Raw genomic sequence first — 15,380 nt, 5'->3', positions numbered from 1 at the left:
GACGCCGGGCCAATTCAAAGAACGGCGTGATCATAGGTTGCTATACCCTTTTAAATAACGTTTACCCAATTTACGCAGTAACGGGTTTTTTGCATCGTTAAAGAAAAGATGCGGTTTATGTTCAAATTTATATTTTTTCTTTTCAGAAAGGGTATTAAGCATTACCCAGCGAATGACATGGTGTGTAACCCCGCGTGGCGCAGGCGGCGCTCCGGCATGACTACGCGCTTTCACCGGGGCAGGGGGTACGGCTGCAGATTTCGGGGCAGCAGGCTTTGGTGCACGTTTCGGCGCAGGAGCCGGGGCCTGTTTAATAGCTTGATCTTTCAGCAGCACTTCCCGGCCTTTTTGCCAGACGCAAGGCACATCTAACGCGTTGACATCCGGTAAAATTGTTTTATAAGCTGTGCCGCCATAGGCATCTTCAAACATGACGCCTGACAAAATAGCAGCATCACGAGGATGTGGATTATTGAAGTAATTATCCATAATACGCAGGGTTTTATTAGGTTCGATATCCAGCGCATCAAAACGCGGCCCCAGGATACGGACGACCTCTGAAATAAATTCTATTGCCCCTTGCTGGACTTTATACACGACCTCTTCACGGCGCGCTTCGATTGGCGAGCGAGCCATAAAGACCGGATAAAGGTTTTTTTCCCAGTCCCGCGTCATACAGATAAAGGACGTATCTTCACTGCTGAACAAGGTTTCATAAAGCGGTACATGGCGGCAGAAAGGATGGTAAGTATCATGCCGGTCAATAAATTCAGCCAGATAGCCTCGAACAGGCAGGTTGCGTTGTGCCACCCGCTTCAGGGCCTGACGGAAGGTCATCAGATAATATCCGCCAATCTCTTTTTCTCCGCCCGACAGCTGATGCAGTGATTCCTGCATGGTGCCTGCATACCCTATATCAACAATGGCATTTTTGGTCGCGCCATAAATGCCGCTTTGTTGCAGGTAATCAAGATAGTGGGTACGTTCCTCGGCCGCTGCGGCAAGCAGTATCGGTTGAAGATCGTTAAATAACGCTTCCAGGCGTGGGATATCCGCCGCTGTCAGCGGGCTTTCAAGCGTATAATCATGCTCTTTAAGGATCTCTTGCGGAATAATATCGCTATTAATCCCAAAGCGATGTTTTAACAGATGTGACAGTCTGACCCGGTGCGCAAAATCGACATGCAGAAGATCCAGAATATCGCTCATATTTTCTACTTTCGCCAGGTTAACGGCACGGCGTGAGCAAAGTAAATAATGCGATCGTGGCGCGTTGGGATAAAGAGGTGCTACTGCGTCATAAGCGGCTTTCATCACCTTGCCATCGCGCGACAGGAAATAGAGGTCTTCCACACCATCGCGAACAGCATTTTCCAACAGCCACTTAGTATAACCCAGGAGTAAGGCGCCAAATCCGTAGTAGCCCAGCTTCCAGGGGGATCCCCCAAATACTGTGCCATTACGGTGAGGCAGGTATGGGTTGTCATGCAGGCGGTTACCGGCGATTGAAAGCAGCATACGCCAGTCAAGGGCATGGCGCGCTTCATCACGAGACCAGGGCAACGTATAGTTGCTGTTTTTTTCGAATACTTCAGACGCTTTTATCAGGTGGAATGGTTTTAAACCACGTGATTTTGCGCGTTTTACATCAGCATCAAGGTTATCGCCAATATGCAGGATGCGGCTGGGATCAACCTGCATCTGCTCCAATACCCGGTCAAACAACACACCACTGTGTTTTTTAGCACGGTAAGTAGAGGAGACAAATAAACGTTCATAACCGGTATAACCATTTTTTTCCAGAATTTCAGCCAGGAAAGATTCCGGAAGATACATATCAGAGATGATGATGATACGTTTCTTCAAACTCTTGGCTTCTAAAAAGGCTTTATAGCCGGACACGCGTGGATAAAGTAACTCGCGTTCAGCAGACATTTCTGCCTGCATCAGGCGACGCATGATGGTTTCATCCAACGCCAGGTCTGCCGCCAATACCTGATAAATCTCTTCAAATGTTACTTCACCTTCGCCACGCTCAATGGCAGCAAGGAAGGCTGTTTTTTCTGCGGCACGGCGGACTGTTTTGAAATCCAGTGTGGCAATGCCGGTGATAGCACGGGCTTCATGATTAATGAAGGTATAAAGATCGGTAGGCGATTTAAATGGCCGGTAAAGCAAAGTATCAAAAATATCGAAAGAGACGATATCATGTTTTATGATTTGCTGGGAAAGCTCGTGGCAATGATCCATTGAGGATTCCCCTCGTACGTTATTGAAATATCCTAATGCGTCCAATAACTGACTTTCACGGCGCTCTTCCAATAACATTTGGCCGACAGGGCGGTCGCACCACGGCGTCAATTCGCCGGTGGCCACAAATTTTTTCAACCACTCAGCATAGCGGCTATCTGCTAGGAAATTCATCGGACAATGCTGATGACGGATAGTTTCTAACATCAACTTATCGCGGTTTTGCGGAATGGGGCTGGCGGCTTGTGTTAAGAAGGCGTCCAGTGTAGCCGCAGTTGCAAAAGGCGTAAGATGACTCTGGCCCAATGCCAGCAAAGGTTTTTGCCAAAATGCTGCCTGGAAACCAATTGAGGAGGAGATAGTAATAATACCATCCACCAGGGGCACCAGGAATTGAGAAACCCAGGGAACGTTATCCGTCTCTTGACGATAGATAAAGTTAGGGAAACGGCTACGCAGATAGGTAATGCCTTGCTCAGTCAAGACGGCACTTTGTGCATCTTTAGACTTATAATTCGTGACCAGCAGCGCATGATCATCAGGCAAACGCGTTAATATATCTACTAAGATATCAAATTGACTTTTATGATTACCGATGACGCTGTTTATCATAAAGTAGTTGTCAATTTGCAGCGGCAGCAGCACGACTTTAGAGAAACGATGATAAATATCGGCGACAATCTCTTTTACCGGTGAAACAGCCTGCAAAAATTGATTTTCTGTCAACCGTAAAGTATGCAATGCATCCATTTCTTCATTGGAAACAACATTGCCTTCATAGGTTTTAGCCGCCGCATATTTTAATAGCCCGATATCCAGAGAAACCAATTGGCCGAAAGGCGGGCGTGAGAAGAAGCCCGGCATCTGATAGAGGATTTTGGCCTGAGGATATAATGTGTTAAGGAAATTAGCCGGACTTTCCCAGACAATAATCACATCCGGCGTAAAGGCGTCCGGGAGCGACTGAGTCAGTAACTCACCTAATCTCTCTACCTCACCTTCATGATACTCTTCATCATGGTGACGCTGTGCACGGGTAAGATAACTTTCACCTTTCATCCATTCGAAAGGATCGATAACAGCCAGCGTATTAATATTACGTGCGTGCCTATCTTCCAGGCATTGGCTGGCAACCGGCAACCCCATTAAAGTAACAACATTCATGCCTGCCTGTTGCAAGGATTTAATTTGTGGCAGAAAGGAGTTTCTTAATGTGGCGTAACGAAAGAGCGGGTTTCCAAATTCAATGGCCGGCTCAAGGTAAAACAGAACATTCATGTCAAAATACCAAAGTAATTAACGTTATTAGCTGCATAAAGCAACGTGCATTTAATGCTGTGAATTAATTTTATCTTGCAGGAAAATAATTAAAGGGCCGTCTACAGCCCCTCTTCCTGCTGATACACCGCAATGGCGTCATCCACTGCGTCATAATACGTGACCTGATTGTTGCGGCCGATCAGCAGTGCCACATCGCAGAACTCGCGCAGGCTGTTGAGGCTGTGGGAAACCATCAGAAAACTGGATTCGGCATGGCGCGCCTTGAACAGCTCCGCGCATTTCTGTTTGAAACGCGCATCGCCCACGGCGGTGACTTCGTCCACCAGGTAGTAGTCAAAACGGAAGGCCATGCTCAGGCCAAACCCCAGGCGGGATTTCATGCCGGAGGAGTAGGTTTTAATCGGCATGTCGAAATATTTGCCCAGCTCGGCAAATTCTTCCACGAAGGCGACTTTTTCTTTCAGCTCTGAGGCCTGGGCATAGAGCCGCGCGACAAATTTCACGTTTTCACGGCCGGTCAGGCTGCCCTGAAAACCGCCTGCCAGCCCGACCGGCCAGGAGATGCTTTTGTGGGTCACGACCCGGCCGTGGTCCGGCCGGTCAATACCGCCAATCATCCGCAGCAGCGTGGATTTCCCCGCGCCGTTGCGGCCCACCAGCGCCACGCTTTTGCCTTCCGGCAACACCACGTTCAGGTCTTTATAGACGTAATGACGCCCGGCCGGGGTGCGGTAAGATTTTGTCAGGTTCTCAATGGTAATCATGACGTCAGCATGGCCTCTTCGCGTACCCGGTAAAGTGCCAGCCCGATAAACAGCACCACCAGCGTGCAGAGCGCCAGGTAGCCGAGGCTGACGCCGTCACTGACGTAACCGGGCATCACCGACTCCCGGCACAGCTCCACCACATGCACCAGCGGGTTCCACAGCAAATAGGGCCAGTACTCTTTGGGGATACTGTGTAGCGGGAACATCACGCAGGAGATGAAGTAGAGCGGCTTGATCAGGATAGGGAGAAACTTCTCCGTCTCCGGGAAACTTTTGCCGACCACCATAAAAATCAGCCCGACACCGCCGGCGAACAGCACCAGCAGCAGCCAGACGGCGATCAGGGTAATCAGCCGGGTCACAGCAAACTGTTCACCCAATAACCCGACCCCCAGCATCAATAACAGGTACACCAGCCCGTAAATCACCAGCTCCAGCCCGGCGCGCGCAATAATGGTGTCGACAGGCTTAACCGGGCGGTAATTGAACAGCCCCTGGTTGGCCTCAATCGCGCCGATCGAGCGGTTGCTGATATTGCTGAAAATAAAGAACGGGATAATGCCGTTAATCAGAAAGACCGGGAAAGAGATGTCCGGCATGGTGCGATGCATGATATAGCCGAAGATCGTCAGCATAATCACGATATGGGCCGCCGGCTCCAGCGCCGCCCACAGGTACCCCAGGCGATATTTACCGAAACGTGTTTTTATCTCGCGTAAAAACAGCGCTTTGACGGCCGCTTTTTGTACTTCCAGTCCACTACGGGCCATAAGAAATCCATCAGGTCATAAAAAGAGTCCGGGCGGCTGCCATGCATAAAAAAGGGCATGGCTCACCCGCAGGCCAAGTGCCGGCGGGAACTGTTCCCCCAGAGGCGACACGGGCAGCGGGACCGGCAGGAAAATAATAATTTGATTTAGTGCAATGTAATGCCCGGAAAAAGGCACAAAAATCATAGTTGTTTACGCGACGGCGCAGGCCACGGCCCCGCCGGGCACCTTTAGGGCATCCGTAAATAAGCGTAAAGAAAGTGGGGCGAACGTTACAGGGAATGGCAGAAGGGTGAAAGCTGCTTTGCGCTATTAATAATGAAGAATCCATTCACAAGCCCTATCAATTTAAGATAATTCTTAGTAACGCGCGCCGTCAGTGGGGGAGGAGCAGGTATCAGGCGGGGTGAACAGGCAAAAAAAACAGGCAACCCAAAGGTTGCCTGTCTGGCTGGCGCAAAGGCCATCACGATCAAAGAACATATTCCTACGCCGTGGCGCGGCGCGAAAACGGTTATTCGATGTTGGATTCAATGAACCACAGGAATTTATCCAGGTCGCGGGACGCCGCAGTCAGGATGTCGGCGGTGTCTTCGTCTTGCACCTGGGTGATCGCTTTACGGGTTTCGTTCGCGGTCACGGCGTAGCGGTCAGCCAGCGCTTTCACGTGTTCCTGTACGCTGTGGATATTGGTCGGGTAGCTTTTCAGCGGGGTCTGATCGTTAACGATCTGTACGGTACCCAGCGCCACACCGCCCAGCTGAACAATACGTTCTGCCAGCGTATCCTGGTGGTCAGTGATGGTGGTACGGAAGCCGTCCAGCATTTCATGCACGCCGATGAAGTTGCTGCCGCGCATGTTCCAGTGCGCCTGCTTGGTGATCAGCGACAGATCAATGAATTGCGCGACCAGACGGTTCAGGATCTTGATGGTTTCAATTTTGACGTTTTCGTCTACATCGTTACGCGTATAGAGGAGTTCAGAAGAATTCGTTTTTACCAGTTTAGCGGTACTCATAATAGTTATCCTCTTGATTGTCGGTTGCGGATTCAATACGGGTTAAGTATAGCAACCTTTTAAACATCTGCCGGAAATGATTGCCCCAGTCTCGCCTATCACATTAATAGGCAGCGGCATCCTCTCCTTTTCCAGCGTCATGATTTTTCAGTGCAATCACGCTGCTGTTAATAAACCTAAGGGCACCCAGGTCGGAATTCAACCGCTATCAGGGAATATTTTTTCAATTAACTGTTTTATAAGTGAATTTATTTAAAAAGCATCAGGGTGAACTTATTTTGCCCAGCGGAGGTGAGAATGAGACGCCTGTTTTTTAGGAATTGCCTTACGGCGCAATAATGCCTGCCGCGCTGTCAGAATAAATTCACTTCTATGTAACAAAACATAACGGAAAGGCCGGGGGGAAATAACGCGCTGACCGGGCAGGGAAATAAGCGGCCTGCCCGCAGGCAGGCGGCAGATTATATTTTCCGGCGGGCAACCAGGAATAACCGCGGGAACGCCAGCAGCACATTGCCGTCCCGGCGTTTGGGGTACGCCAGGTCGATCTCTGACTGGTAATGCTGAAGGAAGGTCTGTTGCCCCACGTGGTCGAGCGGCGCCAGGAACGGGCGCAGGCCGGTGGCGCGCACCCAGTCCACCACGGCGGCGGTGGAGGGCAGAATATGGAAATAGGTGGTGCGCCAGAGGTCCACGCTGTCGGCCAGCGGTGAGAGCAGGTCGTAATATTCGCCGGGCGACAGAATGCTGACCCGGTCAGCCGCGGCGTCACCTATTTTCGCTTTCCACGGGTCACGCGCCGCCACTTCACGCATCAGGCGGTGGGTCGGTTCATTGCGGTTGTCCGGCATCTGCACGGCCAGCGTGCCGCCCGGTGCCAGCAAGGCCATCAGGCGCGGCATCAGCGTCGGGTGGTCAGGCAGCCATTGCAAGGAGGCATTGGCGTAGATCAGGTCTTGCGGCGCGGCCGGTTGCCAGTCGGTGATATCCGCCTGCTCAAAGGTACAGCCGGGCAGGCGGGTGCGTGCGCTCTCCAGCATGGTGCCGGAGTTATCAATGCCGATGAGGTCAGCCTGTGGGAAGCGCTGTTTCAACAGCTCAGTGGAGTTGCCGGGGCCGCAGCCCAGGTCACTGATGTGGTGGGCGCGCTGGCCCGTGACCCGCGCCAGCAGCTCCTGGGCGGGGCGGGTACGTTCTGCTTCAAACTGGCGGTAAAGCTCAGGGTTCCAATCCGGCATGGCGATCTCCTGTTAATAGGTAGGCGACGTATCAAGCGTAGATCGCTTTGGCCGGATCAGCGCCGGGCGCTCAGCGTTGCCCCGGCCGAGGCGCAGATAATCGCGCTCAGAGCGAGCCACTGGATCACGCTCAGGTGCTCATGTAAAAACAACATGCCGGAAAAGGCTGCCAGCGCCGGTTCCAGGCTCATCAGCGTGCCGAAGGTGCGCGCGGGCATCCGGGTCAGCGCCACCATCTCCAGCGAGTAGGGCAGCGCACTGGAGAGGATCGCCAGCGCCAGTGCCGGCAGTAACAGTGACGGCGCGAACAGTGCGCTGCCGGTGTCGATAATGCCTATCGGGCAGTAGATCAGTGCGCCAATCAGTGACCCGACCGCCACGGTGGCCGGGCCGTCGTGGCTGCCGGCACGCTGCCCGGCCAGGATGTAGAGCGCCCAGCAGGCCCCGGCCCCAAGCGCCAGCAGCGCGCCTTTGAGGTCAACGCTGCCCAGCGCATGGCCGAGCGGCAGCAGGAACGCCAGCCCCAGCACCGCCAGCACCACCCAGAGGAAATCCACCGCCCGCCGTGAGCCGAAGATGGCCAGCGCCAGCGGCCCGGTGAACTCCAGCGCCACCGCCACGCCCAGCGGCACCGTACGGATCGACAGATAGAACAGGAAGTTCATGGTGCCGAGCGCCAGCCCGTAACAGAGCAGCGGCAGGCGGTTACCGGCGTGCAGGCGCATCCGCCAGGGTTTGAAAATCACAAACAGGATAATTGTCGCCAGCCCAAGGCGCAGGGCGGTGATGCCCGGCGCACCCACCAGCGGGAACAACGATTTGGCCAGCGCTGCGCCGCCCTGGATGGAAATCATGGAGATCAGCAGCAACCCCACCGGCAGCAGCATGGAAGCCGGGCCGGCGGCAGGCGTAAGAGAGGCAGGGGATTTCATCGCATTCCTTTTCAGATCCACAAAAGGCCCGGTCAGTGGGCGGGTCGGGCCAGTGTAAGGGAGGGGGCAGGCGGCGTGAAGTGTAAAAACAGGTCAATTAAAGGGTAAACAGCCGTTTACAAAATGGGAAAAAACGCATGAATGCTGACCAAATTTTTAGGAATTATCTGTATTGGATAAAAAGTTCAATAAGATTGCCTTATAATTTGGATTGAAAAAAATCCTTCTAAATTAGAAGGATAGAGGGTATTGGAAATTTCCTGTTACACCATAACACGGCTTAGACACCTTATCTCGGGCAGAGTTTCCGCCAGATCTTTGTTATATTTTTGTCGTGAAGGTAATTAATTTTCTCATTTGAGGTGGTTATGAAAAAAATTGCATGTCTTTCCGCTCTGGCTTGTGTACTGGCTGTTGGTGCAACTAACGCATTCGCTGGCGACAGCACCGTGACTGCAGGTTACGCACAGGGCGACGCACAAGGCGTAGCGAACAAAGCTAACGGCTTCAACCTGAAATACCGTTACGATTTCGATAACACCAACCCGCTGGGCGTGATCGGCTCTTTCACCTACATCGAGCATGACGACACCGCGTCCGACGTGTACAGCAAAGGCCAATACTACGGCATCACCGCAGGTCCGGTTTACCGTCTGAACGACTGGGCAAGCATCTACGGTGTGATCGGTGTGGGCTACGGCAAATTCGACAACAACGTGGTTAACGCCGCGACCGCTGACAACCGTGACAAGCAATCCTCCAGCGATTACGGCTTCTCCTACGGTGCCGGTCTGCAGTTCAACCCGATCGAAAACGTGGCACTGGACGTTTCCTACGAGCAGAGCCGCATCCGTAACGTTGACGTCGGCACCTGGATCGCCGGTGTAGGTTACCGCTTCTAAGGCATTCTTGCCGGAGCACCTCAGCGCGTTATTCGCTGTGTCTAAAAAAAATCCGCCTCCGGGCGGATTTTTTGTTTCTGCGCGCTGCGGCCACCGCGTCAGATGCCGCTGAACCAATTGTAGCCCTGATCTTCCCAGTAGCCGCCCGGATAGTCATTGGTGACGCTGATGGCCACGATATGTTTGGCGTTCTTGAAGCCGAGCTTGGTCGGCATCCGTAACCGCAGCGGAAAACCGTAATCATCCGCCAGCGCCTCGCCGCCGAAATCGAGCGCCAGCAGCGTCTGCGGGTGCAGCGCGGTGGCCATGTCGATGCTGGTGTAGTAGCGGTCGGCACAGTGGAACCCGACATAGTTCGCCCGCGTATCGGCCCCGATACGTTGCAGGAAGGTACGCAGCGGCACGCCGCCCCACTGGCCTATGGCGCTCCACCCTTCAATGCAGATAAGCCGGGTTATCTGGCTCGCCTGCGGCAGTGCCTTCAGGCGATCCAGTGTCCAGGGGGTGTTATCCTGCACCCGCCCGCTGACCTCCAGTTTCCAGCTCGCCAGGTCCACCGCCGGCACGTTGTATTCCGGGTAGTAGGCGTTGAACGGGAACGGCCGGGTAATCTCTGCCGGGGTGTAAGTCTGCGCCAGTTTCTGGCCGTGGAACAGCCACGCCTGCACCCGGTCATTCCAGCGTGACATCGCCCACAGCACCTTGTCCACGCTGTCGCCGTCCTGCAGATTGCAGCCGGTCAGCATCGACACCGCGCCCAGCGTCAGGCCGCCGCGCAGCAGCATCCGGCGTTGCAGGTTCACCAGCTGTTTGCGCTGGTCCGGTTCCAGCACCAGCCTGCGTTCTTTTTTACTCATCACTCGGCTCCTTACCGCCGGTCATCATCGCGGGCAGGGTTTTCGGCACCAGCAGCACCATCAGGACATGGACCCCCACAAACAGCACGATGCCGCTCATGGCGTAAAAGTGGACGTAACGCGCCCAGCCGAAGCCGCCGAGCAGCGCCACCAGCCCGCTGAACTGCACCGGCTTCCAGATGGCGAGGCCGGAGAGCACCAGCAGCGCCCCGAGCAGCAGCACGCCGAGGTACATCGCTTTCTGCACCGCGTTGTACTGCCCCAGCCGGTGCGGCAGCCGGAGCGCCAGCGCCTGCCGGGTGTCCTGCCATACCGCCCGCGGTGACAGCGGGAAAAAGCGGCGGCGGAAGTGGCCGCGCGCCGCGCCCCACACCAGGTAAACCAGCGCATTGGCGACCAGCAGCCACATCACCGCCAGGTGCCAGGCGATAGCGCCGCCCAGCCAGCCGCCCAGCGTGGCAGCGGGCGGAAAGGTGAAACCAAACAGCGGCGAGGCGTTGTAGATGCCCCAGCCGCTCATCACCATGCAGACCATGGCAAAGACGTTGAGCCAGTGGCACAGGCGCACCGGCCAGGGGTGAACCGGTCGGGAAGCGGAAACGGCCATCATGTTCTCCTCAGCCGGATTACATCGGCGGTACGGTGCCGTCTTTCCCGGCGGAAATACCCCGCGCCACCAGGTTGCCCTGCGCATCTTTCATCGCGAACAGCACCACATGGGTGCCCGGTTTCAGCAGGCTGCGGTCGCCCGGCGCAATGGTCACCACCGGCACATCATCCGGCACCTGCACGGTTTTCTGCTCATTGTGGTAGGTCACGGTCAGGGTGCGGCCATTGGCCTGTACCAGCTTGCCCACGGTGCCGTTGGTCATGGTGTTGACTTTGCCGTCCGGTGATTCAAACGGGTTAAAGCCTTCCCCGGTGCCGCGCAGGCTGGGGGCGAACACATGCACTTCCAGCGCCTTCAGGCTGCCGTCCGGTTGCGGCACAGCGGCGGTGCCGATAAAGCTGTCCGGCTGGATGTCGCTGAGTTTGCCGGTAGTGACGCTGTTGACCCTGGTCTGGTCGGTCAGGCCGACGTTCAGGGTGCCGCCGCGGCGGTCAGTCAGGGTCAGGTCGTGGTCGCTGACCTGCGTCAGCGTGCCGCGCACCGGCTTGATGACGTCATTGCCCGGCGTGGTGGGGGCGGCGTGGGCGGCGCTGCTGAGCAGCAGCGAGGCGAGCAGGGCAGAGGCCAGACGGGTGGTGGTAAAGCGGGACAGGATGGACATGGTGACTTCTCCTTGGCAACCGCGGCAGCCGGGCGGCCGCCGTTCGGTGATTCATCCTGCCCCCTTAACCGGCACCGGCAGATGACCGCTGCATGACAATATTGTCATCAAGTGCCGGGCAGCAAACTGATAGAATTGGCTGATGACACCGTGGGTAGACAGACAATGCGCATATTGGTTGTAGAAGATGACACCAGCACCGGTGACTATCTGAAAAAAGGGCTGACCGAGGCGGGCTACTGCGTGGATCTGGCGCGCAACGGCACCGACGGCCTGTTTCTGGCGCTGGAGCAGAGCTTTGACGCCATCGTCCTGGACGTGATGCTGCCGGGGCTGAACGGCTGGCAGGTCATGGAGGTGCTGCGTAAAAAACACGAGGTGCCGGTGCTGTTCCTGACGGCGCGTGACGCGGTGCAGGATCGCATTCACGGGCTGGAGCTGGGCGCGGATGACTACCTGGTCAAGCCGTTCTCCTTTACCGAGCTGCTGCTGCGGCTGCGCACCCTGCTGCGGCGCGGCACGGTGCGTGAGGCGGATTTCTACACGCTGGCCGACCTGGAAGTGGATGTGCTGCGCCGCCGGGTCACGCGGAAAGAGCAGCTTATCACCCTGACCAACAAAGAGTTTATGTTGCTGCACCTGCTGCTGCGCCGGGAAGGGGAGGTGCTGTCACGCACGCTTATCGCCTCGCAGGTCTGGGACATGAACTTTGACAGCGACACCAACGTGGTGGATGTGGCGGTGAAACGGCTGCGCGCCAAAATCGACCGCGACTGGGAGCCCAAGCTTATTCACACGGTGCGCGGCATCGGCTATGTGTGCGAGGTACGGCCATGAGGCCGGTATCCCTGACGCTGCGCAGTACGCTGCTGTTTGCGCTGGTGGCCTCGCTGGTGCTCAGCGCGGTGAGCCTGTGGCTCTATGGTGAGATGGCGCAGCAACTGGCGCGGCGCAGTGAGTACCAGGTGATTGGCCGGGTGCAGTATTTCCGCCACCTGCTGGCGGACAACTTCCCGCTGTCGCAACTCAGCCAGAACCCCGGCCTGTTTGAGAACATGATGGGCAATGAGCGCGATGTGATCCGCTTCCGGCTGCACCACGGTGCCACGCTGATTAACGTTAACCCGTCACGCCTGACGCTGCCGCCGGTGGCGGCACTGGCGGCTGACCAGCCCCCGTCGCTGTCGGCGGTGCACGCCGTGGTGACGCCTGACGGCGTGCCGGTGCGCTACCTGGTGGCTGACGTGCAACTGGCGGATGGGCGGGTGCTGGAGATCACCGCCGCGCATCTGATGTTCAACGAACAGCACCTGCTGGCGGCCTTCCGCTGGCGGCTGGTGGGCGCGGTGCTGGGGGCGTTTACGCTGATTGCGCTGCTGGGTTACCTGGTGCTGCGGCGCGGGCTGCGGCCGTTGCGGCGCATGGCGCGTGAGATGGCGTCGATCCACCCGGCCAGCCTCAGCCACCGGCTGAGCGAGCAGGACGCGCCGCCGGAGCTGCGGCGGATGACCCGCGCCTTCAACGCGATGCTGGACCGGCTGGACGAGGGCTACCAGCGGCTGACGCAGTTCTCCGCTGATCTGGCGCATGAGATCCGCACGCCGGTCAACGCCCTGATGGGCCACTGCCAGGTGGCGCTCTACCAGCCGCGCAGTGCGGCGGAGTATGAGATGCTGCTGGAGAGTAATATGGAGGAGCTGGAGCGCATCTCACGCATGGTGGAGAACATCCTGTTCCTGGCGCGTGCCAGCCATGCGCAGTCGGTGGTGAAACCGGTGGCGCTGGCCCTGGCGCAGGAGGCGGGGCGCATCTGTGACTATTTCGAAGGGGTGGCGGCCGAACGCGGCATGACGCTGGGTTACCACGGCGACGCGCACATCACCGCCGATGCGCTGATGGTGCAGCGCGCCCTGAGCAACCTGGTGGCGAACGCCATCCGCTACGGCGAGCCGGAGAGCGACATCCGCCTGACCATTGCACCGCAGGCGGGCGGGGTGGCGCTGCACGTCGATAACCGCGGCGCACCTATCCCCCAGGCGCAGCAGGCGAAGCTGTTCGACCGCTTCTACCGTGCCGACGCCGCCCGCAGTGACGGTGCCGCCAACGGGCTGGGGCTGGCGATCGTCCGCGCGATCATGGAGCTGCACCACGGCAGCGTCACGCCCGACTGCACGCTGCCGGGCCGGGTACGGTTTACGTTGTGGTTTCCGGGTTAACCCTAAGAATGCACTGAATTTTCAGTTGGATGGGCCGGGAAGTTGGCAAAAGCGCGCGCCTTGTCATATATCTTAAACATTACTGCGCGCTCGTGCGGGGTACAGAACAACACTCACCCTCCGGTCACAGGTCACCATGCAACGTTTCAGACTTCTTTCCCAGCAGCAGGTCATGCTGTTTATCGCCTTTTATGTCGGGGTCATCCTTAACGCCCCGGTGTTCTGGCGGCGCTTTACCCAGGTGCCGCAGGATACGCCGCTGGCGCTGGCCGCCGAGATGCTGGCCGCCTTTTCGCTGGTCTATTTCCTCTGTTTGCTGTTCTCATTTACCGGCCGCTGGCTGTTCCGGCTGCTCACCACCATTGTTATCCTGGCGTCGGCCGCCGCCAGTTACTATATGGCGGTGTTTAATGTCGATATCGGTTACGGCATCCTGGCGGCGGTGATGACCACCGACCTCGACCTGTCGAAAGCCTCCATCGGTTACCATTTTATGCTGTGGATTGTGGTGGCCGGGCTGCCGCCGCTGGCGGCGCTCTGGCTCAGCCGCCTGCCGGACGGCGATCTGCGCCCGGTGAACCGCCGCCTGCTGCTGCGCAAAACCGGCGTGCTGCTGACGGCGGCGCTGTTCTGCTGGCTGCCGCTGAAGCTGATGGGCGAGGTGCTGGAAGTGGACGGCAACCCCACGATGGCCGCCCAGTATGATGACACCGTGGCCGGCACCTACCTGCCGTCCAACTGGCTGTCGGCGCTCGGGCTGTTTGCCTACAGCGCCTACACCCAGCCGGAGGAGCTGAATAATCTGTTCGACCCGGCCAAACACTTTACCTACCTGCCGCCGAAAGATGCCGATGACATCGACGTGGTGTTCGTGATTGGCGAAAGCGCCCGCCGCGACCACTTCGGCCTTTACGGTTATGCGCGTGACACCACGCCGAACCTGTCGCGTGAGAAGAACCTGGTGGCCTTGCAGGGCACCTCGTGTGACACCTCCACCAAACTCTCGCTGCGCTGCATGTTTGTGCGCATCGGCGGCACCACCGATGACCCGTCTCGCACGCTGAAAGAGATGAACGTCTTCTCGGTGCTGAAACAGCAGGGCTTCAGCTCCGAGCTGTTCGCCATGCAGACGGAGGACTGGTTCTACAGCAAAACCCTGGCGGACCGCTATGTGCTGCGCGATGACATCGAAACCCAGGCGCGCAACGCCGGTAAACCGATTGGCGACATGCTGCTGGTGGGGCAGATGCAAGGCTCGCTGCAACGCCACCCGCACGGCCGCCACCTGATTATCCTGCACACCAAAGGCTCGCACTACCTCTACTCCGAGCGCTACCCGCGCAGCTTCGCCCGCTGGCAGCCGGAGTGCATGGGCATTGACGAAGCCTGCTCGACCCAGAGCATGATCAACGCCTATGACAACAGCGTGCTCTACACCGATGCCTTCCTGAAACAGGTGATTGACCAGGTGCGTGACCGCAAGGCGATTGTGTTTTACGCCTCTGACCACGGCGAGTCGATCTCCGACAACATCCACTTCCACAGCACCCCGCGGGATCGCGCGCCGCCGGAGCAGCGCACCATCCCGATCATGGTGTGGGCCTCGGATGCGTTCCTGGCCGAACCGGCCCACCGCGCCGCCTTTACGCAGTTGCAGCGCATGGCGGCGGAGAAGAAACCGGCGTTCCACGGCAAGCTGTTTGACAGCGTGCTGGGCTGCATCGGCTTTACCTCGCCGGATGGCGGCCTGCTGGACGGACGCAACTGGTGCCATACCCCGGCACCCTGATCAAAATTTCACGACAAAGCCCGGTGGAAATCGATAACATGGGTGAATAACCAGAATCGTCACTTTTTTAGCCGGGCGGCGTGCCCAGG

13 protein-coding genes are annotated in these 15,380 nt (G+C 57.2%); 4 read left to right on the top strand and 9 right to left on the bottom strand.

Features of this window, described 5'->3' with window-relative positions:
• Nucleotides 1–30 precede the first annotated feature (30 nt).
• The 6 genes from CYR52_RS19270 to rhtA form a co-directional block, all read right to left on the bottom strand.
• Nucleotides 31–3,528 (bottom strand): HAD family hydrolase, encoded by a 3,498-nt coding sequence (locus tag CYR52_RS19270; protein ID WP_146001356.1) that lies wholly within the window; start codon nt 3,526–3,528, stop codon nt 31–33.
• 101 nt (nt 3,529–3,629) lie between these two features.
• The gene (locus tag CYR52_RS19265; protein WP_072926018.1) at nt 3,630–4,295 is read right to left on the bottom strand and encodes an ABC transporter ATP-binding protein; all 666 of its coding nucleotides are present in this window, start codon (nt 4,293–4,295) and stop codon (nt 3,630–3,632) included.
• Entirely contained in the window at nt 4,292–5,068 is a 777-nt protein-coding gene (locus tag CYR52_RS19260) for an ABC transporter permease (protein ID WP_101829222.1), read from the bottom strand. The genes CYR52_RS19265 and CYR52_RS19260 overlap by 4 nt, the downstream gene beginning before the upstream one ends.
• Before the next feature lie 514 nt (nt 5,069–5,582).
• Entirely contained in the window at nt 5,583–6,086 is a 504-nt protein-coding gene (dps, locus tag CYR52_RS19255) for a DNA starvation/stationary phase protection protein Dps (protein ID WP_072926015.1), read from the bottom strand.
• A 461-nt stretch (nt 6,087–6,547) separates the two neighbouring features.
• On the bottom strand, nt 6,548–7,324 hold the full coding sequence (gene tam / locus CYR52_RS19250; protein WP_101829221.1) for a trans-aconitate 2-methyltransferase: 777 nt from the start codon (nt 7,322–7,324) through the stop codon (nt 6,548–6,550).
• 56 nt (nt 7,325–7,380) lie between these two features.
• Nucleotides 7,381–8,256, bottom strand: coding sequence for a threonine/homoserine exporter RhtA (gene rhtA, locus CYR52_RS19245; RefSeq protein WP_072926011.1), 876 nt, complete (start codon nt 8,254–8,256; stop codon nt 7,381–7,383).
• A 368-nt stretch (nt 8,257–8,624) separates the two neighbouring features.
• Between rhtA and ompX the strand changes: the two genes are divergently transcribed.
• Nucleotides 8,625–9,158, top strand: a complete 534-nt coding sequence (gene ompX, locus CYR52_RS19240; protein ID WP_072926010.1) for an outer membrane protein OmpX — start codon at nt 8,625–8,627, stop codon at nt 9,156–9,158.
• A 98-nt stretch (nt 9,159–9,256) separates the two neighbouring features.
• Here ompX and CYR52_RS19235 read toward each other — a convergent pair whose 3' ends face one another.
• Genes CYR52_RS19235 through CYR52_RS19225 form a run of 3 tightly spaced genes read right to left on the bottom strand, consistent with a single transcriptional unit; the run spans nt 9,257 to nt 11,286 of the window.
• Nucleotides 9,257–10,015 (bottom strand): molybdopterin-dependent oxidoreductase, encoded by a 759-nt coding sequence (locus tag CYR52_RS19235; protein ID WP_101829220.1) that lies wholly within the window; start codon nt 10,013–10,015, stop codon nt 9,257–9,259.
• Nucleotides 10,008–10,622, bottom strand: coding sequence for a cytochrome b/b6 domain-containing protein (locus CYR52_RS19230; RefSeq protein ID WP_072926006.1), 615 nt, complete (start codon nt 10,620–10,622; stop codon nt 10,008–10,010). Before CYR52_RS19230 ends, CYR52_RS19235 begins: the two co-directional genes overlap by 8 nt.
• Nucleotides 10,623–10,641: 19 nt before the next feature.
• A complete protein-coding gene (locus CYR52_RS19225; protein ID WP_101829219.1) occupies nt 10,642–11,286 on the bottom strand; it encodes a hypothetical protein in 645 nt (214 codons plus the stop codon).
• A gap of 165 nt (nt 11,287–11,451) precedes the next feature.
• Between CYR52_RS19225 and CYR52_RS19220 the strand changes: the two genes are divergently transcribed.
• The 3 genes from CYR52_RS19220 (at nt 11,452) to eptB (ending at nt 15,291) form a co-directional block, all read left to right on the top strand.
• A complete protein-coding gene (locus CYR52_RS19220; RefSeq protein WP_072926003.1) occupies nt 11,452–12,123 on the top strand; it encodes a heavy metal response regulator transcription factor in 672 nt (223 codons plus the stop codon).
• Entirely contained in the window at nt 12,120–13,502 is a 1,383-nt protein-coding gene (locus CYR52_RS19215; protein ID WP_072926001.1) for a heavy metal sensor histidine kinase, read from the top strand. Before CYR52_RS19220 ends, CYR52_RS19215 begins: the two co-directional genes overlap by 4 nt.
• 136 nt (nt 13,503–13,638) lie before the next feature.
• Complete coding sequence (gene eptB, locus CYR52_RS19210; RefSeq protein WP_101829218.1) at nt 13,639–15,291, top strand: kdo(2)-lipid A phosphoethanolamine 7''-transferase; 1,653 nt, start codon at nt 13,639–13,641, stop codon at nt 15,289–15,291.
• Nucleotides 15,292–15,380: the final 89 nt, after the last annotated feature.

It is taken from the genome of Chimaeribacter arupi (assembly GCF_002858805.1).
Taxonomy (GTDB): domain Bacteria; phylum Pseudomonadota; class Gammaproteobacteria; order Enterobacterales; family Enterobacteriaceae; genus Chimaeribacter; species Chimaeribacter arupi.
The sequence above is the reverse complement of the archived record's forward strand: the minus strand, read 5'-3'. Positions and strand labels throughout refer to the sequence as shown.